This window comes from Corallococcus sp. AB045, from assembly GCF_003668895.1.
GTDB lineage: Bacteria > Myxococcota > Myxococcia > Myxococcales > Myxococcaceae > Corallococcus > Corallococcus coralloides.
In genome coordinates this window covers 34,342-57,677 of sequence record NZ_RAWN01000030.1, presented here as the reverse complement: position 1 = coordinate 57,677, position 23,336 = coordinate 34,342, and the positions used below count along the sequence as shown (strand labels likewise).

Annotated in this window: 15 protein-coding genes; 10 read left to right on the top strand and 5 right to left on the bottom strand. The window is 72.2% G+C overall.

Features of this window, described 5'->3' with window-relative positions; all coding sequences use genetic code 11:
• The 5 genes from D7Y21_RS10085 to D7Y21_RS10065 all read left to right on the top strand — a co-directional run bounded on the left by D7Y21_RS10085 (position 1) and on the right by D7Y21_RS10065 (position 5,805).
• Entirely contained in the window at positions 1 to 870 is an 870-nt protein-coding gene (locus tag D7Y21_RS10085) for a family 3 encapsulin nanocompartment shell protein (protein ID WP_121712808.1), read from the top strand.
• The gene (locus D7Y21_RS10080; RefSeq protein ID WP_121712806.1) at positions 870 to 1,865 is read left to right on the top strand and encodes a sulfotransferase; all 996 of its coding nucleotides are present in this window, start codon (positions 870 to 872) and stop codon (positions 1,863 to 1,865) included. Before D7Y21_RS10085 ends, D7Y21_RS10080 begins: the two co-directional genes overlap by 1 nt.
• Positions 1,866 to 3,099: 1,234 nt before the next feature.
• Positions 3,100 to 3,876 (top strand): SDR family NAD(P)-dependent oxidoreductase, encoded by a 777-nt coding sequence (locus D7Y21_RS10075; protein ID WP_121712804.1) that lies wholly within the window; start codon positions 3,100 to 3,102, stop codon positions 3,874 to 3,876.
• A complete protein-coding gene (locus D7Y21_RS10070) occupies positions 3,873 to 4,742 on the top strand; it encodes a [LysW]-aminoadipate kinase (RefSeq protein ID WP_121712802.1) in 870 nt (289 codons plus the stop codon). The genes D7Y21_RS10075 and D7Y21_RS10070 overlap by 4 nt, the downstream gene beginning before the upstream one ends.
• Positions 4,729 to 5,805: a M20/M25/M40 family metallo-hydrolase gene (locus D7Y21_RS10065; RefSeq protein WP_120564863.1), complete on the top strand. Its 1,077-nt coding sequence runs from the start codon at positions 4,729 to 4,731 to the stop codon at positions 5,803 to 5,805. Before D7Y21_RS10070 ends, D7Y21_RS10065 begins: the two co-directional genes overlap by 14 nt.
• Positions 5,806 to 5,809: 4 nt before the next feature.
• Here D7Y21_RS10065 and D7Y21_RS10060 read toward each other — a convergent pair whose 3' ends face one another.
• Positions 5,810 to 7,045: an MFS transporter gene (locus tag D7Y21_RS10060; RefSeq protein ID WP_120564862.1), complete on the bottom strand. Its 1,236-nt coding sequence runs from the start codon at positions 7,043 to 7,045 to the stop codon at positions 5,810 to 5,812.
• A 99-nt stretch (positions 7,046 to 7,144) separates the two neighbouring features.
• On the opposite strand from D7Y21_RS10060, the gene D7Y21_RS10055 reads away from it, so the two are divergent.
• Positions 7,145 to 8,071 (top strand): RluA family pseudouridine synthase, encoded by a 927-nt coding sequence (locus tag D7Y21_RS10055; RefSeq protein ID WP_120564861.1) that lies wholly within the window; start codon positions 7,145 to 7,147, stop codon positions 8,069 to 8,071.
• A gap of 53 nt (positions 8,072 to 8,124) precedes the next feature.
• Positions 8,125 to 9,642 carry a hypothetical protein gene (locus D7Y21_RS10050; protein ID WP_147469245.1) on the top strand — a complete coding sequence of 506 codons (1,518 nt, stop codon included), beginning with the start codon at positions 8,125 to 8,127 and terminating at the stop codon, positions 9,640 to 9,642.
• 70 nt (positions 9,643 to 9,712) lie between these two features.
• Here the strand turns inward: D7Y21_RS10050 and D7Y21_RS10045 are convergent, their stop codons facing one another.
• Positions 9,713 to 9,994, bottom strand: a complete 282-nt coding sequence (locus tag D7Y21_RS10045; RefSeq protein WP_120564859.1) for a hypothetical protein — start codon at positions 9,992 to 9,994, stop codon at positions 9,713 to 9,715.
• Between the two features lie 146 nt (positions 9,995 to 10,140).
• Between D7Y21_RS10045 and D7Y21_RS10040 the strand changes: the two genes are divergently transcribed.
• Both D7Y21_RS10040 and D7Y21_RS10035 read left to right on the top strand, forming a co-directional pair.
• Positions 10,141 to 11,181 (top strand): hypothetical protein, encoded by a 1,041-nt coding sequence (locus tag D7Y21_RS10040; protein WP_121712798.1) that lies wholly within the window; start codon positions 10,141 to 10,143, stop codon positions 11,179 to 11,181.
• Between the two features lie 10 nt (positions 11,182 to 11,191).
• A complete protein-coding gene (locus tag D7Y21_RS10035) occupies positions 11,192 to 11,710 on the top strand; it encodes a GNAT family N-acetyltransferase (protein WP_120564857.1) in 519 nt (172 codons plus the stop codon).
• Between the two features lie 9 nt (positions 11,711 to 11,719).
• Here D7Y21_RS10035 and D7Y21_RS10030 read toward each other — a convergent pair whose 3' ends face one another.
• Positions 11,720 to 15,649, bottom strand: coding sequence for a bifunctional serine/threonine-protein kinase/formylglycine-generating enzyme family protein (locus D7Y21_RS10030; RefSeq protein ID WP_121712796.1), 3,930 nt, complete (start codon positions 15,647 to 15,649; stop codon positions 11,720 to 11,722).
• Positions 15,650 to 15,777: 128 nt separating this feature from the next.
• Between D7Y21_RS10030 and D7Y21_RS10025 the strand changes: the two genes are divergently transcribed.
• The gene (locus D7Y21_RS10025) at positions 15,778 to 16,710 is read left to right on the top strand and encodes a sigma-70 family RNA polymerase sigma factor (RefSeq protein ID WP_120564855.1); all 933 of its coding nucleotides are present in this window, start codon (positions 15,778 to 15,780) and stop codon (positions 16,708 to 16,710) included.
• Between the two features lies 1 nt (position 16,711).
• Here the strand turns inward: D7Y21_RS10025 and D7Y21_RS10020 are convergent, their stop codons facing one another.
• Together D7Y21_RS10020 and D7Y21_RS10015 are read right to left on the bottom strand one after the other, a co-directional pair.
• Entirely contained in the window at positions 16,712 to 17,812 is a 1,101-nt protein-coding gene (locus D7Y21_RS10020) for an ADYC domain-containing protein (RefSeq protein ID WP_121712794.1), read from the bottom strand.
• 66 nt (positions 17,813 to 17,878) lie between these two features.
• Positions 17,879 to 22,852 (bottom strand): hypothetical protein, encoded by a 4,974-nt coding sequence (locus D7Y21_RS10015; protein WP_233612043.1) that lies wholly within the window; start codon positions 22,850 to 22,852, stop codon positions 17,879 to 17,881.
• Between the last annotated feature and the right edge of the window lie 484 nt (positions 22,853 to 23,336).

Below are 23,336 nucleotides of genomic sequence, written 5' to 3'. Positions count from 1 at the left end.
ATGAGCATCCTGAGCACGAAATCGAAGGCGGACGCGTCGCTGTCCCCTGGCGCGGCGTTCGCGGCGGCGGTCCAGAAGCACGGCACGCAGGCGCACGTGGACTACGACACGTCCATCGTGGACGCGTTCCCCGGCTTCAAGCGCCGTCCGCGCATCGCGGTGCGCGGCATGTTCAAGACGGCCAGGGCGGAGCGCGACCCTGTCCCCTTCTGGTACGAGACGCACCCCCAGACGAAGCCCACCGGGCCCGTGGAGGACGTGGAGCTGCGTCCGGAAGCTGGCTTCGAGTTCCACCAGGACACGCAGGCGCTCAAGCCCACGCGCGCGTGGATTCAAGTGCCGCGCAACCTGCTGGAGGACTCCCAGTCGCTGGCGCAGTTCATCGACTTCCGGCTGCTGGTGCGGCTGAACACGGCGGAGAACCAGGCGCTGTGCATCGGCAAGGGCGGGGACGGCGTGCGGGGCCTGTTGCACACGCCGGGAATCGTGCGGCTGCCGGCGAAGAAGAACGCGGTGGCCTCGCTGCTCAACGCCTGCGCGCAGGTGGAGCAGATGGGTGGTTCGGCGGACGGCATCGTCATCAACTCGCTGGACTTCTACGAGCACCTGGTGGGCCAGCAGTCGCTCCTGTCAGACCTGGCCGCCATGGGCATCCGCCTGTGCCGCACGCGCATGGTGAACCCGGGCACCATCATCGTGGGGGACTTCACCGCCGCGGCGACGCTGTATGACAGCCAGCGCTCGGTCATCCGGTTCGCGGAGCCGCCGCCGGGCATCTTCCCGCGCGAGGGACTGGCCGCCTACGGCGAGGTCTACACGACGCTCGCGGTGCACCTGCCCACCCACTTCTTCGTGGCGTCGCTGACCTGATGGCCACCGCGAGCGCGAAGGGCGAGGGCGCGCAGCTCACGGTCCTCTACATCACCGGCTGGTGCCGCAGCGGCAGCACCATCCTGGGCAACGTCCTCAACGAGGTGCCGGGCTTCTTCCACGTGGGGGAGCTGAGCTTCCTCTGGAAGAACGCGTACGGGAACGGCTCCAACACGCTGTGCGGCTGCGGCCAGCAGTTGTTGGAGTGTGGCATCTGGGACACGGTGCTGACCTCCGACGTGCCAGCGGGCCAGACGCCGCGCGCGCACGCGGAAGAGGTGGTGCGCAGGCAGCAGTCCGCCGTGCGCACGCGGCACACGTTGCGGGTGCTGGACGAGGCTGGGGATTCGCAGGCGCTCCATGCGCACGCGGACTTTCTCGCGCGGACGTACCGCACCATCGCGCGAGCGACGGGGAGCAGGGTGCTGGTGGACAGCGGGAAGTTCCCGTCCGAGGCGGCGCTGCTGCCGCGCGTGGAGGGCATCCGGCCGCTGTACCTGCACCTGGTGCGCGACCCGCGCGCGGTGACGCACTCGTGGACGAAGACGAAGCAGTACGTCGTCCCGATGTCCGCGGCGCGCAGCACGGCGTACTGGCTGGGCTTCAACGCCGCGTCGGAGGAGGTGACGCGGAGGTTCCCCGCCCAATCGCTCTTCCTGCGCTACGAGGACTTCATCGCCGCGCCGGACCGCGCCGTGGACACGGTGCTGGACCTGGTGGGCGTGCCGCGCGCGCAGAACCCGGTGAAGGGCCGCACGGTGGTGCTGGGGAAGAACCACACCGTCACCGGCAACCCGGACCGCTTCCGCAGCGGACCCACGCTCCTGCGCGGCGAGGACGACGCATGGAAGGGGGAGCTGGCCTCTGGAGCGAAGGCACTCACCGTGGCGCTCGCCTGGCCGCTGATGGCGAAGTACGGGTACTTCAGCGGAGCCCGGCGCGCTCCCACCGGAGGGGCCGCGCCGGATGCGGCGGGCGCGGAAACCCGGCCCTGAGCCTTCGGACATGAGCTCTGTCCTCACGGATGAGAAGGCGAGAACCCGGCTGAGCCCCCGTCGGCGGCGAACCGAAAAAACCTGTCCGACAGTCGGACAGGTTCGGGCGGCCATGGTGGGGGGCCCCCAGGCCATCCAGGCTCCGGAAACCTGTCGGACAGTCGGACAGGTTCTGGAGAACCAGGGCCCGGGACTTCGCTCCGCCCGAGTTGCTGGAACCTGTAGGACATTCGGACAGGTTCTGAAGAACCAGGGACCGGGACCTCGTCCCGCCCGAGCCGCGGAAACCGGTCGGACAGTCGGACAGGTTCTGAAGAACCGGGGCCATGGACCCCGCTCCGCCCAAGCGGAGGAAACCTGTCGGACAGTCGGACAGGTTCTGGAGAACTTGGACCGGGGGCCTCGCTCCGCCCGAGCGGAGGAAACCTGTCGGACAGTCGGACATGGTTGGCGCGCCGGGGCCGGGGACTTCGCTCCGCCCGAGCCGCAAGAACCTGTCGGACCGTCGGAAGGATTTGGAGAAACAGGGTTGGGGGCTTTGCTCCGCCCAAGCCACGGAAACCTGTCGGACAGGTTCGAGAGAACCGGGACCAGGGACTGCACTCGGTTCAAGTTGAGGAAACCTGTCGGACAGTCGGACAGGTTCGAGAGAACCGAGCCCGGGGCTTCGCTCCTCCGTGCAGCGGAAACCTGTCGGACAGTCGGACAGGTTTTGGAGAACCGCGGCAGGGGCTGCCGATCCAACCGGACCGCAGGAAACCAGTCGGACAGGTTTTTGGCGCACCGCAGCCGGGAGCCCGTCGTTCCATCTGGGGCACGAAAACCTGTCGGACAGTTGGACCGGTTTGGGCGCCCTGCGGCTGGATGCTGCCGGTTCATCCGGGCCGCGGAATCTTGTCGGACAGTCGGACAGGTTGGGGCTGTGCCGGACGGGGATATCCGGGGCTCTGCGGGGGCCGTGCACCGGCGCGGTCGGGTGCACGAGGGACGGCTGGGCTGGGTTGGGGAGGGGACTCCGTCAATACGGCTCTGTCCGGCGCGAAGTGGGGGACTTGTCTCTACGGGCCAATCGTTGGCGCTGGGCCTGGGCGGAGATGATGTGCGCTGGGTGCGGTTGGCGGAGCGGATGTTGTGCGGGGCCGGCTGGAATGCCGCGACCTGTGAATGCGTGGTTCGGTGATGTGCGGTGCGCTCGCTGGGGCGCAGCCGTGCTCCAACTTCTGGAGGGACGCGGATGGAACTGGGACTCGCCAACAAGGTCGCGCTCGTCGCTGGTGGCTCCAGCGGGCTGGGGCTCGCCGTCGCGGAGGAACTGGCGAAGGAGGGCGCGCATGTCGCCATCGGCGCTCGAGATACGGATCGGCTGGCCCAGGCGGAGGCTCGGCTCAAGTCCGTGGCCCGGGGCGGCCGGGTGCTGGCGACTCGCGTGGACGTGAAGGACGACGCGGACGTGCGCCGCTGGGTGGATGACGTGGTGGCGAAGCTGGGCGCGCTGCACGTCGTCGTCACCAACAGCGGCGGTCCTCCTCCCGGTCCGGCCTCTACCTTCGGCGTGGACGCGTACCGGAGCGCGGCGGACGCGGTGCTGCTGCCGCCCATCTCCCTGGCGCTCGCGGCGCTGCCTCACCTGAAGAAGGCCGGATGGGGACGCCTGCTGTTCATCACCTCCGAGACGGTGCACCGGCCCGTGTCCCGCTTCGCGCTGTCCGGCTTCGCTCGCATGGGCATCGTCGGCTTCTCCGCCGCGCTGGTGCAGGAGCTGGGCGACGCCGGCATCACCGTCAACGTGCTTGCGCCGGGCTACATGCGCACGCCTCCCGTCGAGCGCACCGCCGGCAACGCGGGTGATGTGGAGGCGGGCCTTCGCGCCATGGGCGCGCACATCCCGCTCAAGCGCGTGGGGCTCCCGGAGGAGTTCGCCGCCGCGGCGGTGTTCCTTGCCAGCGAGCGCGCTTCCTTCATCACCGGCACCGTGCAACTCGTGGACGGCGGCGCGAGCGTCATCGGATGAGCGCCACCTCCGCCGCTCCGTCCCGCCGTCCCGTCGTCGTGAAGATTGGCGGCGCGGCGGGCGTGGACCTGGAGAACGTCTGCTCGGACGTCGTGGAACTCGTAAGCCAGGGCGAGCGCGTCGTCGTCGTCAATGGAGGTTCGGAGGCCGGTGAGCGGCTCCTGGGCTCGCTGGGCCTGGCGCGCCCGGAGGCCACCACCGCGAACGGCAACGTCGTGCGCCTCACCTACGCGCCCACGCTGCGCGCGCTCACCATGGCGTGGGTGGGTGAGGTCAACAAAGCCGTGGTGCTGGCGCTGCTCACGAAGGGCGTCACCGCGCTGGGCCTGTGCGGCGCGGACGGCCGCGTGCTCACCGCTCGCCGCCGGCCGCCACTCAAGTTGCAGGACGCCGACGGGCGGATGCGCATCGACCGCGAGCATCTGGCCGGAGAGGTCTCCTCGGTGAACGCGGCGCTCCTGGGCACGCTGCTGGATGGCGGCTACGTGCCCGTCGTGTGTCCTCCCGCGGTGACGGAGGGCGGCGTGCTCGTGAACGTGGACGCGGACCATGTGGCATCGTCCATCGCTGCGGCGCTGGGCGCGAAGGCCCTGGTCATCCTGTCCAATGTGCCGGGGCTGCTCGCGGATCCGAAGGACCCCGCCTCGCTGGTGCGCTCCAGCGACGACGTGGAGGGCTGCATGCCGCTGGCGGGCGGCCGCATGCGCTACAAGCTGGAGGCCGTGCGCCGGGCGCTGCTGGGCGGAGTTCCGGCCGCGTACGTGAGCGCGTCGCGCGTGGCTCGGCCGGTGTTCTCCGCGCTGGAGGAGGCGGGCGGCACGAAGTTCACCCTTCGGGATGGAGGCAGGGCGGATGCGGGCGCGTGAGCCAGGCGTCGACTTGTTGCGGTGGATGGTGGAGCAGTACAGCCCCAGCCACCAGGAGGCCTCCTTCGCCGGAGCGCTGGTGGAGCGGCTGGGGACACGCGGCTGGCGGGCGCACACCGACGCCGTGGGCAACGCCGTCGCCCGCTACGGGGACGGGGACACCGTCATCGCGTTCCTGGGCCACATCGACACCGTGCCCGGGGAAGTGCCCGTGCGGCTGGAGGGACAGAAGCTCTACGGCCGGGGCGCGGTGGACGCCAAGGGCCCCCTGTGCGCGTTCATCGAAGCCGTGGAGCTGCTGGACGACGCGGAGCGCGCCGGCAAGCAGTTCCTGCTCCTGGGCTGCGTGGAGGAGGAGGTCGCCATCACTCGCGGCGCCCTTCACGTGCGCGACCAGTACGCCCCGGACTTCGTCATCAACGGCGAGCCCAGCGGCGCGCACGCGGTGACCATCGGCTACAAGGGACTGCTGCGCCTGGACCTGGAGCACCGCGCCAGCCGCCGCCACACCGCGAGCCGCGACTACCGCGCCGCCGCCGAACACGTCATCGAGGCGTGGAACGCGCTCAAGCGCCTGTGTGACGACTGGAACCGCGAGCGCCCATCTCTCTTCGAGCAGAACCTGCCCTCCCTCAACGCCTTCCACACCGGCGCCACGGAGACGGAGGAGTGGGCCACGGCCGCGGTGAGCATCCGCACCGGCCCGTCCACGGACACCGACGCCCTGCTCGCGGCGCTGGCCACCGTGCCCACCGTGACGGTGCGCACCGTGGCTCGGAAGAACGCCGTGTCCACCAACGGCAACGACGCGCTCTCCCGCGTCTTCAAGCAGGCCATCCGCGAGCGCGGCGTGAAGCCCACGCTGCGCCTGAAGACGGGCACGTCCGACTGGAACACCGTGGCCTCCGCGTGGGCCGTGCCCACCGTGGCGTACGGCCCCGGCGACGCCGCGCTGGACCACACGCCGCATGAGCACATCGACCTGCCGGAGTACGAGGAGGGCGTCGCGGTGCTCGCGCGCGTGCTGGCGCTGCTGCCCGTGAAGGGGACCGCGGGAGGCTGAGCGCTCAGGTGCCCAGCGCGGCCAGGCCTCGCGAGCGCAGGGTCCTCATCCCCACCACGATGCCGAAGAAGAGCAGGGCACAGCCCGCGGTGATGGGCCGCACACCCACGCGGTCCGACAGCGCGCCCTGTCCCCAGACGCCCAGGATGTAACCCGCGTTCACCAGGAGCAGGAACAGGCTGCTCACGCGAGCCTGCAGCTCCGGCGGCGTGCGCGCCTGGCACACCGTCTTCAGGCCCGTGAAGGCGACCAGGTACACGGCGCCCAGGATGAACAGCGTCACCAGGGCCACCGGCAGCGAGGGGGACAGCCAGTACGCGGCGGAGCACAGCCCCACGAGCAGCAGCGACGCCTCCAGGAAGACCCGCCGCCCCATCCTCGCGACGAGGGCGCCGGAGCCGAACGCCGCGATGACCGCGCCCGTCCCCTGCGCCGTGAGCAGCATGGACGTGGTGGTCGCGTCCCCACCCAGCACCTTCAGCGCGAACACCGGCACCAGGCCCACGAAGGGGGAGATGAGCAGGCCCACCAGCGCCCCGGAGCCCAGCGCGAGCGCGATGCCCGGATCCGTCCACGCCAGCCGCACGCCGCGCATGATGCCGGCCCACAGCGCCTCCACCTTGGGAGGCAGCGTGCTCGCCGCGCCGCGCATCCCCGCGAGCGCCAGCAGCACGGCGAGGAAGGACAGAGTGTTGACGAACAGCGCCCCGGCGATGCCCACCTTCGTCAGCACGAGCGCGGCCAGCACGGGACCGATGATGCGGCCCAGGTTGAACTGCGCCGAGTCCAGGCTGAGCGCGTTGTGCAGGTCCTCCGGAGGCACCACGGCCACGGTGAGCGCCGTGGCGCAGGGGATGACCAGCGTGCTGAACGCGCCGTTGAGCAGCGAGAGGACCGCCACCCACGGCACCGACAGGTTGTCCGTTGCGGCCAGCACCGTGAGCAACGCGGCCAGCAGCGCCTGCATGCATACGCACACGGCCATGAAGGTGCGCCGGTCGAAGCGGTCCGCGAGCGCTCCACCCAGGGGCGCGAGCACCAACGAAGGCAGGTGCGTCAGCGCGGCGACGCCGCCCGTCCAGGCGGCCTGGCCCGTCACCTGCGTGACGTAGACCCCCAGGGCCACGGACTCCATCCACGTGCCGATGTTGGACACGAGCGTGCCCAGCCAGAGAAGGGTGAAGTCGCGATGGGACAGGGCCCGGGCGGAGCCCGAACGTGAGAACAAGGAGGTGGCCACGGAGATATTCTTTCTACAGCGCGCCCCTGACGCGTGCTCGGTGGGCGCACGCCTACACGATGTTTGACTCCCTGCCTGCCTTGGGAGACGGGGAAAGCCATGACGCGGCACAAGGTTCTCGTGGTTCCCCGGGAGATTGCCGGCGAGCGGCTCGACCGGTTCCTGACGAAGCACGTCCCGGGCCTCACGCCGGAGCGGGCCCGGGCGATGCTGGACGCAGGGCGCGTGCGCATCCGGGGCAAGAAGGCCCAGGCCACGCGCAAGCTGTGGGGCGGCGAGGAGCTCACGCTGGAGACGCCGGAGCCCCGGCCGTCTCCGCATGCCTCCCGGGAGGGCCCGGAGCTGCCGGTGCTGTACGACGACGCGGCGCTGGTCATCGTGGCGAAACCGCCGGGGCTGGTGGTGGAGCCGGAGGGGCGGGCGGCGTCGGTGGTGGGGCTGCTCGCGGCGCGGTGCCCGCCGTTCGACGTGGAGGGCGTGGTCCAGCCGGGCGTGGTGCACCGGTTGGATCGCGAGACGAGCGGATGTCTGGCATTGGCCCGGACGGATGACGCGGTGGCGGCGCTCCTGAAGGCGTTCCAGGAGAAGCGCGTGGACAAGCGCTACCAGACGCTGGTGCTGGGCCGTCCGCCGGACACGGGGCACCTGGAAGGACCGTACGCGAGGGACCCGAAGGATCCGCGCCGCTTCACGACCCGCGTGCCCTCCGCGCGCCGGGCGGCGCTGACGTTCACGGTGCGCGAGCGGTTCCGGGAGGGAGCGCTCCTGGACATCGACCTGGACACGGGGCGCACGCATCAGATCCGCGTGCAGCTGTCGGAGGCCGGGTTCCCGGTGCTGGGGGATTCGCTCTACGGCACGGAGGAGGCGCGCAAGCACCCGGCGGCGCTCGCGGTGGAGCGTCAGGCCCTGCACGCGTGGCGGCTGGAGGTGCCGTCCTCCGCGACGGGCCAGCTCGTCCAGGTGGAGTCGCCGCTGCCTGAGGACTTCCTGCGTGGGCTCACGGTGCTCCGCGGAGGCGCGTGATACATCTCGGGCGCTGGGGACCTGGCGGATCAGGGCAGCACGAAGAGGGGAACATGCAAGCGCGGATGAAGTCGTGGGGCGGCCTGTGGGGAAGCCTGTCGTTGATGGTGGCCCTGCTGGTTTCGGGCTGTGGTTCCTCCACGAGCCCGTCGGGCCCCGTGCAGGATGCCGGCACGCAGGTGGATGCCGGGACGGATGCGGGCACCTCGGGCGACGCGGGCGTCGCGGACGCGGGCACGGTGGACAGCGGCGTACCGGAAGGCGCGCCCTGCGAGAAGACCCAGGGCGTGTGCGCGGGGGCGAAGCGGGCGTGGGTGGACGGCGCCTACGAGCCCGTGTGCACTGCGCGCTCCTATGGCGCGGACTACGAGGCGTCGGAGCTGCGCTGCGACGGCCTGGACAACGACTGCGACGGCGTGACGGATCCGACGACGTGGGCGGATGTCGCGCCGATGCAGTGGGCTCCTGATGACAGATGGGCGGACAGCCTGCCCGTGGAGGGGGGCTTCTTGTTCGTCTCTTCCGACGGCCTGGCGGCCATCGAGCTCCTCCGGCTCGATGCCTCCCTGCGCCTGAAGGGCTCGGCGACCCTGCCGCTGTCGCCCGCGCCCATTCGCGTGTCGAGGACCCAGCTGCTGCGGACCTCTCGCGGGCCGGCGCTCTTCTCCATCGCCGTGTACTCAGAGCCGAGCTACTTCGTGCGAGGGAGCCTCGTGCAGCTCGATGAGCTGGGGGCTCCCATCGGCGAGGGCGTCGTCCTCTTCGAAGGGCCCTACACCTGGGCGAATGGACACGTGGCCCCATCCGTGGATGGAGAGCGGCTCGCGGTGACCTGGACGTGGGATCTCGCCGGTGCCCGCGAGGTGCAGGGCATGGTTGTGGACCCCGCCGGCCAGGTCCTGGCGGCGCCCCGCGTGCTGCACCGGTCGGACTCGCTGGATCTCTCCGCGGCGGAGGTGCTGGGCCTGGAGGATGGCGGCTTCCTGGTGAAGACGAACGAGAACAAGGCGGGCTCGTTCGATGACACACGCGTCTGGCTGCAGCGTTACGACCGCGAGCTCCTGCCCGTGGGGGACGAGCGCATCCTCACCGTGAAGTACGCGGCCGCTCCCAGGCTGATGCTGACGGCTCCCTCGGAAGAGAGCGGCGCGGGCGAGCCGACGCTGCTCTACCGGGACCCGCATGGACTCACTCCCCAGTTCCTTCAGGTGCGGTCCCTCTTCGACCAGGGCATGGCGGAGAGCCTGACCGCTACGACGCGGAGCCAGACCGCCCTGTTCGGCGCGACGATGACTTCCCGGGGACTCCAGCTGGCGTGGCTCTCCATGCTCTTTGTTACCAACCCCAGCGGGGATGCCGCCTTCGGGGTCGAAGGGCGGCTCTGGGGGCGGAGCGCGACCGGCGTCGTGGAGGATTGGACTCCCGGCACCGCGTCCATGCCCATGCACGCCGCCGCGTCATGGGTGCGGCTGCATGAGCTGGCGGGGCATCAGCTGGGGGCGCTCACGATGACCGCCACGGACACTCCCCGGACCTACACCCTGCGTTCGCTGCGCTACTGCGCGCCCTGAGCCCGGCGACGGGCTCTGCTTCCCCGAGGAGTCTCCCGACCTCCTCGCGGAAGAAGCGCGCGGAGGACGGCTACCGGCCGGGGTCGTCCTCGGCGTCGGGCTCGGGCGGCTCCAGACGGGCCTGCCGCTCACTGGCCTCCCAGGAGGCCTCGGCGTCACCGGCGTGCACGCGGGCGGCGGCATCGTCGTCCTGGTCGCCGGTCCACGTCGTGTGGCCTCCCGCGAAGCCCTCCAGGGGGCGAGCGCCGCGATGCGACTCCACCTCCAGGTCCTTCTGCTCCTGCTCGCGCAGCCGCTCGCGCTCCTGCTCCCGCTCGTGCTCATGCTGCTGTTCAAGAATCCTGTCCGCCATATCGCATCACCTCCTGACCCAAGGTGGGGTGCGCCCGCGCGGGACGGCAGGGGGAGACGAGCGTTCGTGCACGGCCGCATGCCTTGCGTGCGGTCGGCTACGCTCCAGCCGCCCGTGTGAGCCGGGCATCTGGAGGAGCGCGGCGCATGAACGCGGGAGTCTCCATCGTCGCCGATGACACCCGGAGCTGGGGACTGGAGACCCCTGGCCCCGGCCTGCTGCTGCACGTGCCCGCCACGGGCCGCTGGGCGCGTCGGCCCTCGGTGCACCTGGAGGCGGCTCCCGACTACCGCATCCGGTTGCGCGGCGCGGGGCAGACGCTGCTCTGGACCCGCATCGATTCCTACTGGGACCGCGCGGCCTTCCTCCGGGGAACGGCCCAGGCCCCCCAGGTCCTGCCGCCCCTGTCCGCGCCCGAGGTCCGGGCCGTGGAGGCCGCGTCCGGCACCGGGGCCTGGTGGGAGGCCTGGGCGTGGCGGGTGGCTCGTGCGCTCGTGGAGGCCCCTCTGCCGGTGCTCCACGCCGGGTCCTGGTGTCTGCGCCCCGTGCGCGCCATCGCCTCGGAGAAGTCGGAGCGGCATCCCGTCTCCCCCATGGAATGGGGCTTCGGTCAGCCGCCGATGCCGCCGCACTCGCTGTCCGCCGTGACGCGGTTCCTCCACGCCTGGAACGAGGACTGGTGGGACGCGCGGACCGAACACACGCCGGGTGTCGTGCTCGGACTGCGTGCGCTCTCGTCACCCGAGGACGGACGCGTGAAGAGCTGGCGCAAGCGCGCACGGGACGGGACGTTGCCGCCCGTGCTGCTGCTCTACGTGGACATCCTGGCGAAGTGGCTGGTGCTGGATGGCCACGACCGGCTGCACGCGGCGCTGCTCGAAGGCGTGGAGCCTCCGCTCTTGGGCTTGTGGCCCTTCGTCACCCCGCCGCGTCCCGCGAGCGCCGTCCGCGAGGAGGGCGCCCTGTTCAGCGCGGAGTTCCAGCTGCGCTCCGGGGCGACGCCGGAGACCGTCGACCGCGTCAACCGCATGCTGCTGCTCAACTTCACTCCCAATCCCAGGGGAACCGTCTCGCGCGCCTGGCCGCTCCCGGGCGGGCGGGCCTCCTGGCGCGAGGAGGTCTCCGCCCGGCGCCGCGTTGCACCGGCCCCGCTTCCGGACGACATCGACTGGGATTGGTTCACGTAAGCTGTCCGGCATGTTTCAGCACTTCGAACGCACGACCACCGACCGGCTGCTGCTCCGCGCTGTTCGCGAAGGCGACCTGGACGCCGTCTTCGCCCTCCATTCGGATCCGACCACGAACCAGTTCAGCCGCCGTGGCTACATGCAGACGCTGGACGACGCGCGGCGGATCATGGGCCTCTGGCTGGAGGACTGGGCGCGCGAAGGCGTGGGGTACTGGCTGGTGGAGCGGCTCGAAGCGCCCGGCGTCGTCGTGGGCCTGGGCGGCCTGCGCCACAAGGAGCTGGAAGGCCAGCGCGTGCTCAACCTCGCCTACCGCTTCACGCCCGAGACCTGGGGCTCCGGGTACGCGACGGAGGTGTCCCGCGTCGCGCTGGCGCTGGCGGCGCGGCACCTGCCGCACGTTCCCCTGGTGGCCATCATCCACCCGGAGAACGCCGCGTCCATCCGCGTGGCGGAGCGGCTCGGGATGCGCCTGGACCGCCACGTCACCGAGGACGGCATCCCGAACCGCGTGTATGTGATTGGCTGAGCAGCTCTTTCAGCGCGGGTCGAACGAAGCACAGACGCGCACGCCGATGCGGACGTCCCGCGCGGTCGCGTCGCCGGGAGACAGGTCGGCGCTCGCCGCGACGAACGAGTCGTAATACCAGGAGCCTCCCCGGAGCACGACGCTGCCGAACTCCGGCGTCACGGAGCGCGTGAGCTCGTAGGCGTTGCCCGCCATGTCCCGCAGGCCGAACGGGCTCACCGACGCGGGATGCGTTCCCACCGCGTCCGGTCCGAAGGCCAACGGCCGCCGGTCGTACGTCGCGTCGATGTTGGCGTCGTCGGGCTGGAGTTGGTCGCCGTGGGGATAGCGGCGGCCGTCCGCGCCCCGGGCCGCGTACTCCCATTCGTGCTGGCCACACAGGCGCGCTCCCGGCAGCCGCTTCGTCCGGTGGAGCCAGTAGAAGTAGCCCTCCAGGTCCTGCGCGGAGACGCCGGACAAAGGCAGCCGCTTCCAGTCGACGCTCGCGTGCCGCGTGCGCTCCGCGTAGAGCAGGGGCTCGCCTTCCTTCGCGGTGCGGAACTCCTCGCGGGTGCGGTGGAAGGTGAAGACCCAGCCGGTGCCCTGCCGCCACCGCAGCGTGATGGTGCCTCCGTCGCCGAAGTGCGGCTGTTCGAGGATTTTCCTCGCGGGCGCGTCCGGCGGCAGGTCTTCCAGGTAGGTCAGCCAGTCGCCGAACGTCACCTCGTCGCGGCCCACCAGATAGCCGCCGGTGAGGCAGTAGCGATGCATGGGCGGGCTGAAGGTGAAGCGGCGCACCACCTCCGGCTCGGCGCTGCCCAGGAGGAAGCAGCCCGGCGGAATGTAGACGTAGCCTTCGGGCACCTGGGTGGGGAGCGTGAGGCGCAACGCTTCACGCGCGCCGTGCGTGAGGAACACCGGAACGTCCAGGGGCACCCGTCCCGGCTGCGTGACGTGGAGCAGGTAGGAGCCTTCCGGGAGGACGAAGCGCGAGCTTCCGGCGGCCGGCACGGCTTCGCGGCGGAACGGCCCGTCGCTCCGGAGGACGCGCGTGATGGACAGGCGGGCTCCCGGCGGTGTGCTGTCGACCGTCAGCTCCGCGGGCTCGTGGAACCGCCGCAGGGAGGCCCCGCCCTCCTTCGCTGAGTCCACCTCCTGCTCCAGGCGCTGGAGCCACGCGTCGCGCTCGTGGCGCTGGTGGAACGCTTCCGCGAGGAGGACGCGCTCGGACAGGACCTCCGCGATGAGCCGGCGCGTGTCGGGGTGGTGGCGGTCGCGGTCCAGGCCGCGCTCCAGGCTCCGGCTGGCGCGGGTGAAGGCCGCTTCCGCCTTGTCACGCAGGGCGAGCGTCTCCGTCCAACGCTTCTCCGCGGCGCTGCGCAGGCCCGTGGCATTCGTCGCGGTCTCCGGGCCCAGCGAGGAGGGCGGCCGGCCGTCGAACATGGCCAGCGACTCCTCCCGGTTCGCGAGCGACCTCGCGGCGAGGGTGCGGCCCGAAGCCAGCGCCTCCTTCGCGGTGCCCAGCTCCGCGGCGATGAAGCGCGAGTCCTCCAGGTACGCCTGGAGCCGGAGGCCGCCATACGACGCGAGGACGGCGAGCGCGAGCACGAGCGCGGTGAGGCCCCGTCCCCAACGCGCGCGGCGCACGGCCCGGTGGGACGCCCGGAGGAAGGCCTGCTCCCGGGTGCCCAGGGTGGCGGGCTCCAGCACCCGCACTTCATCCAACTGGCGCTGACCCCACAGGGCCTCGCTGGCGCGGCGCAGGCGGTCCCACTCCACGCTGGCCGCCTCCACGCGCTTGCGCAGCACGCGGTGCCCGATGTCGTCATCCAGCCAGTCGCGCAGCGTGCCCCAGCTCGAGATGAGCGACTCGTGGGCAATCTCCCAGCGGGGCAGACCGCTCACCGTGCGCGTGTGCAACAGCCGGCCTTCCACGAGCATCCGCAGCGCCGCGCGGGAGGTGTCGTCCGAGGCGTCCGCGAGGTCCTCCGCGCCACGCTCGATGCGCGTGCCCTCCGCCGTCACCAGTTGGAGCAACAGCCGCCGCGCCGCCGCGTGCTCCGCGGGGCTCATGCGCGCGAGCACTCCGTCCGCATGCCGGGACAACGCTCCGGCCACGCCGCCCATCGCCTCCAGCGCCGAGCGCGTGATGCGGCCCCGGGCGGCGTCGCGGCGCTCCCACAGCTCCGCGAGCGCGAACTGGAGCAGCGGGAGGCTGCCCACGCCATGCGCCGTGGAATCGACGAGCGTCCGCACCAGCTCCGGCGACTCGAAGGCCACGCCCCTCGCGCGGGCCGGGCCGATGATGGCCTCGCGAACGCCCTCGGGCGATAGGGGCCGGAGGATGTAGAGCGCCCGCTCCGCCTCTTCCCCCAGGCCCGGGAGCGCGCACAGGCGCGTGAGGAAGTCGCCCCGCACCGCGAGCAGCACGTGCACTCCGGTAGACGGCAGGGCCAGCTCTCCCAGGAGGCGGGCGAAGTGCGCGGCCTGGCCGGGGTCGGAGAGGGTGAGCAGCTCCTCCAACTGGTCGACGAAGAGCAGCAGCCCCCGCCCGCGTCCATGCATCTCGCGCAGCGCCTGTCCCAGCCAGGCCGGCGTGTCCGTGAGGGCGGTGACGAGCTCTGCCTCCCTGCGCCCCAGCACCGGCGCGAGCGCGGCGGCCAGCGCTTCGAGCGGGCGATGACCGGGCCACAGCGTCACGACGTGCGGCTCGCGTCCGTCGCCCAGGTCTCCGGCCGCCACCCGGGGCAGCACGCCCGCGCGGCACAGCGAGGACTTGCCCGTCCCGGAGTCGCCAGCGACGAGCACCAGCGGCCGCGTGCGCAGGCGCTCCAGCACGGCGCGGATGTCGCCCTCGCGTCCGAAGAAGAGCGCCCGGTGCTCGGCAGCGAACGGCGCGAGCCCTCGATAGGGATTGCCGGCGGCCAGCGGCGCGGGCGAGATGGAGCGCTCCAACTGCTCCAGTGATTCGCTCAGCGCCTCCGCGGAACCCACGCGCTCCAGCGGATCCACCGCGAGACAGCGCTGGATGAGTGCGGCGAAGTCGGGGTCCACCTCCGGTCCCAGCGCGGCGCGGGGCGGGGTGTCCTCGGGCTTTCGCGAGGCGCGGCGGGGCACCTGGCCCGTGCACAATTCATGGAGGATGAGGCCCAGTGCATACAGGTCGCTGCGGGCGGACGCCGGGCCTCCGATGAGCACCTCCGGCGCCAGGTAGGGCAGGGTGCCCACGAGCAGCGGCGATCCGGACGCCAGCTCCGCGCCCACCTCGAAGCGCTCGGCGAGGCCGAAGTCGAGCAGCTTCACCTCGCCCTCGCGCGTGACGAGCGCGTTGGAGGGCTTGAGGTCGCGGTGCAGGACGCCCTGGCGATGCGCCGCCGCCAGCCCCCGCGCCAGGCCCACGCCCAGGGACAGCACCCGGCGCCACGGCACGGGCAGGGGCAGCTCCGCGAGCGTCTCGCCGACGACGTACTCGGAGACGATGTACGGGTGGCCGTCCACCGCGCCCACGCTGAACACGCTGACGATGTTCGCGTGTTGCAACCGCGCGAGCGCCCGGGCCTCCGTGGTGAACAGGTCGCGGAAGCGCTCATCCGGCTGTGTCGCCGCCATGAACTTCACCGCCACGCGCCGGTCCAGCGACGTGTCGTGCGCCAGGTAGACGATGCCCATCCCGCCCCGGCCCAGCGGGCGCTCCAGGCGGAACGCATCGAACGACGGCGGTGGCGTCCAGGGCTCCGGCTCCGGCGGCGGCAGCCGGTCCGTCTCCCTCTCGTCGGAGGGCTCCGGGTCCTCCACGGACGAGCGCTGGATGCCGGGCGTGAGCGTGGCCAGCATGCTCCGGCACTCGTTGCATCCCGCGGCGTGGCGGTGCACCTGCGCCAGCGCCTCATCCGTCAGATGGTCCTCGAGGAGCTGGACCAGGATGTCGTCGGTCAGGCAGCTGGAAGGGGGCGCGCTCACGGGGTGGGAGCCTTCACGCTAGCCACGCGGCGCGCGGCGTTCAATGACACACGCGGACACGCCCCCCCGCATCGTGCGCGCGCCGCGCGTGGGGGGCGGGCCGGGGCGTGGCATGCTATGGCGTTGCCATGTCCCAGGTGTCCGCACTGGCCGCGACCTTCCTCTCGCACACGAAGACGCGCTTCGTGGCCCCCTCGCCGGAAGAGCTCGCGGCACTCGACGCCCTGCTGTCGCGCGCCTGGGAGGAAGCGCAGGCCCGCTGGCCGGGCATCCCGCTGACCGCCGCGCGCTTCGTCACCCACGTCGCGGAGCGGCTCCCCCCGGCCAGCCCCACCGCGCCCATCGCGCCGCTCGTCTCCGCCCTGTCCCTGCCGGAGCTGTACCTGGCGTGCGCGTGCGTCCAGGGCCACTCCGTCGCGCTGGAGGCCTTTGAACGCCACTACCTGGCCCGGCTGCCGGAGCGGCTGCGGAGCCTGCGCCAGCCCGACTCGATGATCGACGAGGTCCGCCAGCGCGTGAGCGTGAAGCTCCTGGTGGCCAGCGCGGGCCACGCGCCCGCCATCGCGGACTACACGGGGCGTGGGGGCCTCTTGAGCTGGGTGGTCGTCATCGCCAGCCGCATCACCAACAAGCTGCGCGGACAGGAGAAGCCTTCCACGGAGGACGACGCGGAGGAGCTGTTCAAGGCGCTGCCCGCGCAGGGCCTGGATCCGGAGTTGGACGTGATGAAGCGCCGCCACCACGCGGCCTTCCGTCAGGCCGTGAGGGAAGCCGCCGCCACGCTGTCGGCCGAGGACCGCCATCTGCTCCGCCTCCACTTCGCCGACCGGCTTTCCACGTATGAGATGGCGCCGCTCTTCCGCGTCAACCAGTCCACCATCTCCCGCTGGCTGAAGCGGGTGCAGCAGCAGGTCTACACGGAGACCCGGCGCCGCCTGCAGGAACAGCTGGGCCTCTCCACGGAGGACTTCCAGAGCTTCATCGCCTTCGTGGACAGCCAACTGGACCTGACCTTGAGCCAGCTCCTCGGCGAGAAGCGCGAGCCCTCGTCGGAAGGCTGAGCTACTGCACCCGCGCGGGCTCCGCCTTCGGGGGGCCATAGGAGAGGTTGCGCAGCAGCGCGGCCCCGGGCTTCACGTCGCCTCGGCGCACCGTGCACACCTCTCCCTCGCCGAGTGCGTCGCCTGTGTCCGCCTGGAAGCGGCCAGGGCACTCCTGGAGGATGATGTCCAGCGCGCGGCCGTCGCGGGTGCGGGAGAGGCAGGTGGCGCCGTCGGGTGCCCAGGCCGCCTCGAAGGACCCCTTCGCCGGGTCCCACTCGCGGGTCACCTCCGTCGCCCGCTCCAGCACGCCCAGCCGGTCGTAGATGTCGATGGTGGTGTCCTGGCGCGTGTGGCTCCGGCCGTTGCCGCAGTAGTCCGCGCGGGCCAGCCGGGTGCACGCCTGGTGGAGGCCGGACAGCGACTTCCCGTCCCGGGAGGCCCAGGGCGCGTAGCCCCAGAGGATGCACTTGGAGATGGCGCCGTTCTCACACGCGAAGGTGACCCGGTCCGCCGCTTCGGCGTGGGCGCCGCTCGCGTCCCACACGCCGCCCACCGCCAGGGCCCGGGGCGCGGGAGAGCGGTCCAGCGCGACGCAGGGGTTCTCCCACTCGCGCGCCACCGGGTTCCACGCCTCGATGCGGTAGAAGACGCGGCTTGCATCATCCGCCGCGGGCTCCGCGCCGCAGATGGCCACCTCCACGGGCTTGCCGTCGCTGGCGGTGCCCTGGAGCACGGTGCCCACCACGTCGCTGGCCGTCGCACCGGCCTCCGGCGCGGGGACCGGCCACAGCCGGCCATGGTCGAAGCGCAGGGCCGTCACCCCGTCCTCCGCCTGCCGGGGCGCGTCCAGCGCCACGGAGACGAGCACGCTGGTGCGCTCGTCCGTCTGCTTCTCCGGATCCCAGCCGCGCTTGGTGCCCCACAGCATCGTGCCCTGGGGCCGGGCGATGCGCTGGGCCGTCTGGGATTGGCACCGGCGCGCGTAACGCTCGGCGTCGGTCGGGCCGCTCACGGACCGGGTGGGGCCGGGCTTCGGGGCGGCGGCGGGCGGCGCGGCCTGTCCTTGCGCGGACAGGAGCAGGAACAGGCACACCGGCAGGGTTCGGAAGGGCGCGTTCATCGCTTCCGATGAGCCCCCGGGCCCAAAATCGATGCACGGAATCCGTCCGCCCCCCGCACGGAGCCGTCAGTCCCAGCCGCGCAATTGGACGCGCACTCGCCGCAGCAGCAGGTCCCACTCCTGGCGCTTCAAGGTCGCCATCACGCGCCCGGTGACGATGGTGAGCCCCGTGAGGGTCATCACCAGGAAGCCGATGCGGTGGTCCCGCAGGCCCGCGTCGAGCAGGTTGGCCACCACGTCCAGGAGCAGGAACAGCGTCCCCAGCGCCAGGTAGGCGCGGATGCGCAGGGCCATGCCCACCGCCACCCCCAGAAGACAGACAGCGCCGAAGACAATCGCATACGTGCCATCCTCGGACTCTCCCAGGCTGGCCGTCAGCTTCGCCGCCGCGGGCACATACAGCAGCAGTCCGCCCAGGATGCGCACCGCGTTGCGCGCCGCGTGCGGGAGGCTGGACGTGAAGAGCTGTCCCATCATCAGGAGCAGCAGCCCGAGCGGCGCCAGGTACACCTCCAGCCCCTCCAGACCGAACGCGAGCGCGGCGATGAGCAGCGCCAGGTTGCAGGCCGCCGCGGCGAACGCGCCGAACATCCGGCTGCGCTCCACCGCGCCCAGCGCCGCGTACAGCAGGCCGGAGCCTCCCGCGAACAGGGCGGCATCGCCCGTCGCGTCGGCGGGGAGGATGAGCGCCACCGCGATGGGCAGGAGCGCCGCGAACCGCCGCGTCGCCTGCTCCACGGGACGCACACCCGCCCTGCGCGCCAGCACCGTCACGCCCACGAGGACGAAGCCCAGCGACAGCGCGAAGAGGGCGTCATGCTCGGGACGGAGGCCCTGCGCGTACAGCCCGCGCACCAGCGCGTAGACGCCCACCACCGCGAGCTGCACGAAGTAGACATGGCGGCCCGTGTGCTCGCGCCACGCGGCGTGCAGGGACACGCCCACGGCCAGCCCGATGGCCGCCAGCGCCACGGGCAGCACGTCCTCGGAGGCCTGGCCTCCCACGGCGACGGCCGCGAGCAGCGCCGCGCTCGCCACCAGCCACAGGTCGCGGCCCCAGCCCATGCCCCCCGCGACGTCGCTCCGGCGGCGGGACGTCATGCGGCGGGTGACCTGGAGGGCCAGCGCGCTCCCCGCGGCGGCCAGCGCCAGCTCCGCTCCGGACCGGGTGAAGAGGGGCTGGTACGTGGGGTCCCAGGGGGCCCTGGCCTGCGCGAGGAACGCCAGCCCCGTGGCCACGACCGCGCCTCCGGCGACCATCGTCCCGAGCCCCGCGATGAACCCAGCGAGCGCCCCGCGCCACTGGAAGGCCGCCACGAGCAGCGCCGCCGAGAGGAGCCCCAGCGTCACGGAGAAGGCGAAGGACATCATCCATTCGCCCGTCAGCCCCGAGATCATCTCCAACACGAGGAGGGGAACCGCCAGCGTCGATGACGTGTGCCCTTCGACGGCCAGCGCATACACCGCCGCCGCGATGAAGTAGGGCAGCACGGACAGGTGGGCACGCAGTCGCGCCCGGCCCTCGTCGTGGCCCCGACGCTTCGCGAGCCAGGGAGCGACGACCACCACCCCGAGCCCCAGCAGCGCCAGCGTGGGTCCCGGCCACGGTTCGAGGTGCGGCATCAGGTGGGCCAGGGCATGGACGAGCAGCAGGAGCCCCAGGCCCACCACGCCGCGTCCGCGCCCCCTCGCGCCGCCCACGAACAGCACGGCGCCGGTGGCGAGGACGAGGTCCGCCGCGAGCACGCCGGGTTGGAAGAAGGCCGCCGCCGCCACGAGCACCACGGCCGTGAGCGTTTCCCGGCTCAGTGCATCGAGGAAGGGGCCCGGGCGGTCATCGGTGCCCAGGGACAGCAGCCGCCGGAAGAACGCACGCCCCGCGTCCACCCGGGCCACCGCGACCGCGAACACCGCGTAGACGAGCCCGGCGGCGGCGATGCCCGCGAACGCCTGCTGCCACAGGAGGAAGTGCGTGCCGCCCGGCGGCATCCAGGCCTCCGGGTGCAACCATCCCAGCGAAGGGCTGAGCAGTTGCGCCGCCGTGGCGCGGATCCATTGCTCGTCGGGAGGCATCAGCGCCACCAGCGGACTGCCCATCAGCGACTGCTGCGCGGCCCAGAGCGCGGCGCCGGGAAGTCCCAGCAGCAGCCCCCAATGCGCCAGGACCCGCGAGCGGAACGAGGCCGCGAGCAGGACCGTCAGCAGCGCCGGCCCCAGCACCAGGAGCGGCGGCACCAGGCCCAGCGCGCGGGACGGATCCGGTAGGCCCACGACGAAGGCCGAGCGCAGCAGCAGCACGGCCAGCACGGCTACGCCCAGGTGGGGCACCGCGTGGTACAGCGGCCCGTGCTTGGGTTGCTCCAGACGCTGGGCCACCCACGGCCCCACACGCCGCAAGCCCAGCGCCAGGCCCCACAGCGCGATGCCGATGAGCGGCAGGCGCCAGGCGGAGACGTCGGGCGGAAGCGGCCGGCCCGCGCGATTGACGGCCCCGGTGAGCGCGATGAACCCGCCGCACAGGGCGAGCGTCACCACCGAACCCCGCATCTGGAACGCCACGAAGCCACGCGACACGAACGCCAGCAGCGCGCCCGCCGTGAGCAGCACGCCCGCGAGCAGGGCCGCCGGACGCTCGGCGCTGTCGGGCAGGGCGACCCAGTTGACGAGCGTGATGAGCGCGAGCACCGCCTGCACGAGCGCTGCGCCCGCGAAGCCATCCGTGAGGAGAGGCCGTCCCCGAGCGCCGAAAGGCAGGGGGAAGACGTCCAGCAGCCGCCGGCCCTTCACCGTGTCGAGTCCCTGGCCGCGAAGCATCGCGAACAGCGCGAAGCCGAAGCCCAGGCCCGACGCCACGAGCGCGGCCCGCGCCGAAGCGAAGTCAGAGACCGTGCCCAGGCCCTGCGACACCGTGAGCGCGAGCCCCATGGCCGCCAGGAAGCCGACGAGCCTGCTGCCGTCGCGCCGGACGCGGAGCAGCAGCACCGCCGTAGCCACCGCGGTGGGCACGCAGGCGAGCACCGTCGAGAAGGGCACCGCGACCCCCGCGAGCACGTCCGGCAGGGCGGGCGCGACCCCCAGCGCTCGAGCCACCCCGAGCGCGGCGATGGCCAGCGACAGGTCCTCAAGCGGCCGGAATGCGTCCCGCATCCCCTGGCGCTCCAGCCACGCGGACTGCGCGAGCCCGCCCAGGCCATAGAGCACCGCCGCGAGCGCGAAGACGCCCAGGCCCGCCGCGCTGGACGCAAGCCACGGAGTCCCGTCCACGGCCGAGAGCGCCCCGAAGAGCAGCGCGACACCGCCCAGATAGTGGAGGCCCCGCCACCTCCACCGCCCCGCGAAGTGGGCCGCGAACGCGATGACCGCACCCGTGTACGCCTGGGGCCAGGGCGCGTTCGTCCCCTGCGTCCACGCCAGCACGGAGAACGCGGGCATCGTCGCCAGCGAGACGACGACACTCCACGCGAGCATCCGGTTTCGCAGGACGGCGGAGAACGTCACGCGCGCCAGGAGCATCAGTCCGGACGCCACCGCCGCGACGCCGAAGCACCACCACGCCGGAACGTCCGGCGCCTGCACACGTGCGACCAGCGCCCCCGCGAGCAGTGAGGCCATGACGGCCGGATGCACCAGGGCCCGGCGGCGGAACTCCAACAGGAAGAAGACGAGCGCGGCCAGCACGGGCGCGCAGACGGATGCCGTATCCACCCAAGCGTCCTCGCCCGGGAAGACCGAGAAGGCGCCGAGCGCCCCCGCGAGCGCGCCACTGGCCACCACCGCGTGCGCGAGCGTCTCGAACACCGGGGCCGCGCGGGGATGCGCCGCCCGGACGGCCTCCGAGGACGCCCCCGCCGCCACCACCGCGCCCATCGCCACCGCCCACAGCACGAGCCCCGCGAACAGGGGCGCCCCGGGCTCCAGCGCATCGAATCCGGAGGGACCGCTCGCCACACAGAAGACCGCCAGCCAGAGCGCGCCGTAGAGCGCGGCGCCCACACCGGCGAACGAAGCCGTGCCCGCCCGTGCCCGCCACACCGAAGCCCCCAGCGCCACCACGCCCGCGAACGCGCACAGCGCACGCAGCCAGGGCGCGTCGTCCCAACCCATCAGCGGCAGCCCCGCCAGGAGCGATGGGAACAGCGCCACCGCGAAGGTCGTGGCGGAAGCCCCGGGCCACAGCCGTCCCGCGGCCCGCAGCGGAAGGAGCGCGACGGCGGCGACGCCGAGCGCGGCGGGAACGCCGACCGTGGGCATCAGCGCCACCAGGGCCGACAGCGCGATGAACACCACCGGCAGCAGGGCGAGCCCGATGCTCGCGAGCACGCGCCCCGCCGACCGCGAGCGCCGCGCCAGGAACGTACCCAGCCCGATGAAGGCCGCGTGGTAGCCCAGCAGCGCGCCCGTGACGATGAGCTGCCGGGGCACTCCACCCAGCGCCCGCCACGCCTCGCGGACGCCCATGAGCGAGCCGCCCAGCACGAGCACCGCGCCGAGGAACCACCAGATGTACTCGTTGAAGCGGGGAGGGTTGTCGCCCTCGTCCAGCGCGATGACCGCCTCCAGGCCGCTGCCTCCCAGCGAGTCCAGGTGCCCCCGGCCGAACAACGCCTGCCCCGACCCCAGCGCCGAACCCAGGTCCTCCTCGCTGGAGGACACGCCGTCATCCGGCGCCACCACCACCCGCCGCCGTGCCGCCTGTTGTTCCCGCTCCGCCCGCGCCGTCTCATCCAGCGAGTGCGCGAGCGAGGCCAACCACCCCGGACGCCACCCGCCCGCGCGACGCAGCGAGTGGGCCACGTCATCCGCCCAGGCCTCCACGCGCGCCGCGGAGTCGAGCGCCGGTTCCACCGGAACCGGAACCCCCACGGCCTCGGGCGCGGGTACCTCCAGAACGCTTACGACCGTTTCAGGAGGCGCCGTGAGCGAGGCCTCCAGCCGGACCGCCGTGTCCGCATCCAGCAGCCCATCGAAGCGCCAGTGCTCGATGCGCCGTCGCATCCGCGCCAGCACGAAGTCATCCAGGTGCCGCCCGGTGGCGGGCACGAGGGCGGCACCGCACTCCGGGCACAGGGACCCGGAGTCCGGCGCACGCGGTTCCGTACAGGCAGGACAGAGCATGTGCGTCAGCATACCGGGTCGCTCACACCCGGAGTGCCGTCCCTGGAGACACTGTCACTTCAGGGAGCCCGGCCATGGCCTCCACGGCCGGGCTCCCCCCACGCCGGGCCTACAGACCGTCGTGGTAGCACCAGCCGGTGGTGCGTTCGTAGCCTCACCAAGCAGGGCGAGGTCGAAGTCGAAGCCGAGCGGCTCCAGGACCGCCTGCTCTTCCTGGCTGGGGGCCTGCTCCTGCGGCTGAGGCTCCACGGCACAGCCCGTCAGCGCCAGCAGGGAAAGCACGGCACTCTCGACATTGCGACGCGACTGTTATTGTCGTGAAGCCCGTTGCGGATGGGATGGAATCAGCCCGGTGAATCTCAGAGGGAACGTCTCCAGTCTCGACGGGTACGACTGTGAAACGAATCAA

Coding starts and splice junctions, on each gene's coding strand:
- D7Y21_RS10045 (WP_120564859.1), bottom strand. CDS start 9,994: ATGGCGGACAGGATTCTTGAACAGCAGCATGAGCACGAGCGGGAGCAG.
- D7Y21_RS10065 (WP_120564863.1), top strand. CDS start 4,729: ATGCGGGCGCGTGAGCCAGGCGTCGACTTGTTGCGGTGGATGGTGGAG.
- D7Y21_RS10085 (WP_121712808.1), top strand. CDS start 1: ATGAGCATCCTGAGCACGAAATCGAAGGCGGACGCGTCGCTGTCCCCT.
- D7Y21_RS10080 (WP_121712806.1), top strand. CDS start 870: ATGGCCACCGCGAGCGCGAAGGGCGAGGGCGCGCAGCTCACGGTCCTC.
- D7Y21_RS10050 (WP_147469245.1), top strand. CDS start 8,125: ATGCAAGCGCGGATGAAGTCGTGGGGCGGCCTGTGGGGAAGCCTGTCG.
- D7Y21_RS10070 (WP_121712802.1), top strand. CDS start 3,873: ATGAGCGCCACCTCCGCCGCTCCGTCCCGCCGTCCCGTCGTCGTGAAG.
- D7Y21_RS10055 (WP_120564861.1), top strand. CDS start 7,145: ATGACGCGGCACAAGGTTCTCGTGGTTCCCCGGGAGATTGCCGGCGAG.
- D7Y21_RS10075 (WP_121712804.1), top strand. CDS start 3,100: ATGGAACTGGGACTCGCCAACAAGGTCGCGCTCGTCGCTGGTGGCTCC.
- D7Y21_RS10020 (WP_121712794.1), bottom strand. CDS start 17,812: ATGAACGCGCCCTTCCGAACCCTGCCGGTGTGCCTGTTCCTGCTCCTG.
- D7Y21_RS10040 (WP_121712798.1), top strand. CDS start 10,141: ATGAACGCGGGAGTCTCCATCGTCGCCGATGACACCCGGAGCTGGGGA.
- D7Y21_RS10025 (WP_120564855.1), top strand. CDS start 15,778: ATGTCCCAGGTGTCCGCACTGGCCGCGACCTTCCTCTCGCACACGAAG.
- D7Y21_RS10035 (WP_120564857.1), top strand. CDS start 11,192: ATGTTTCAGCACTTCGAACGCACGACCACCGACCGGCTGCTGCTCCGC.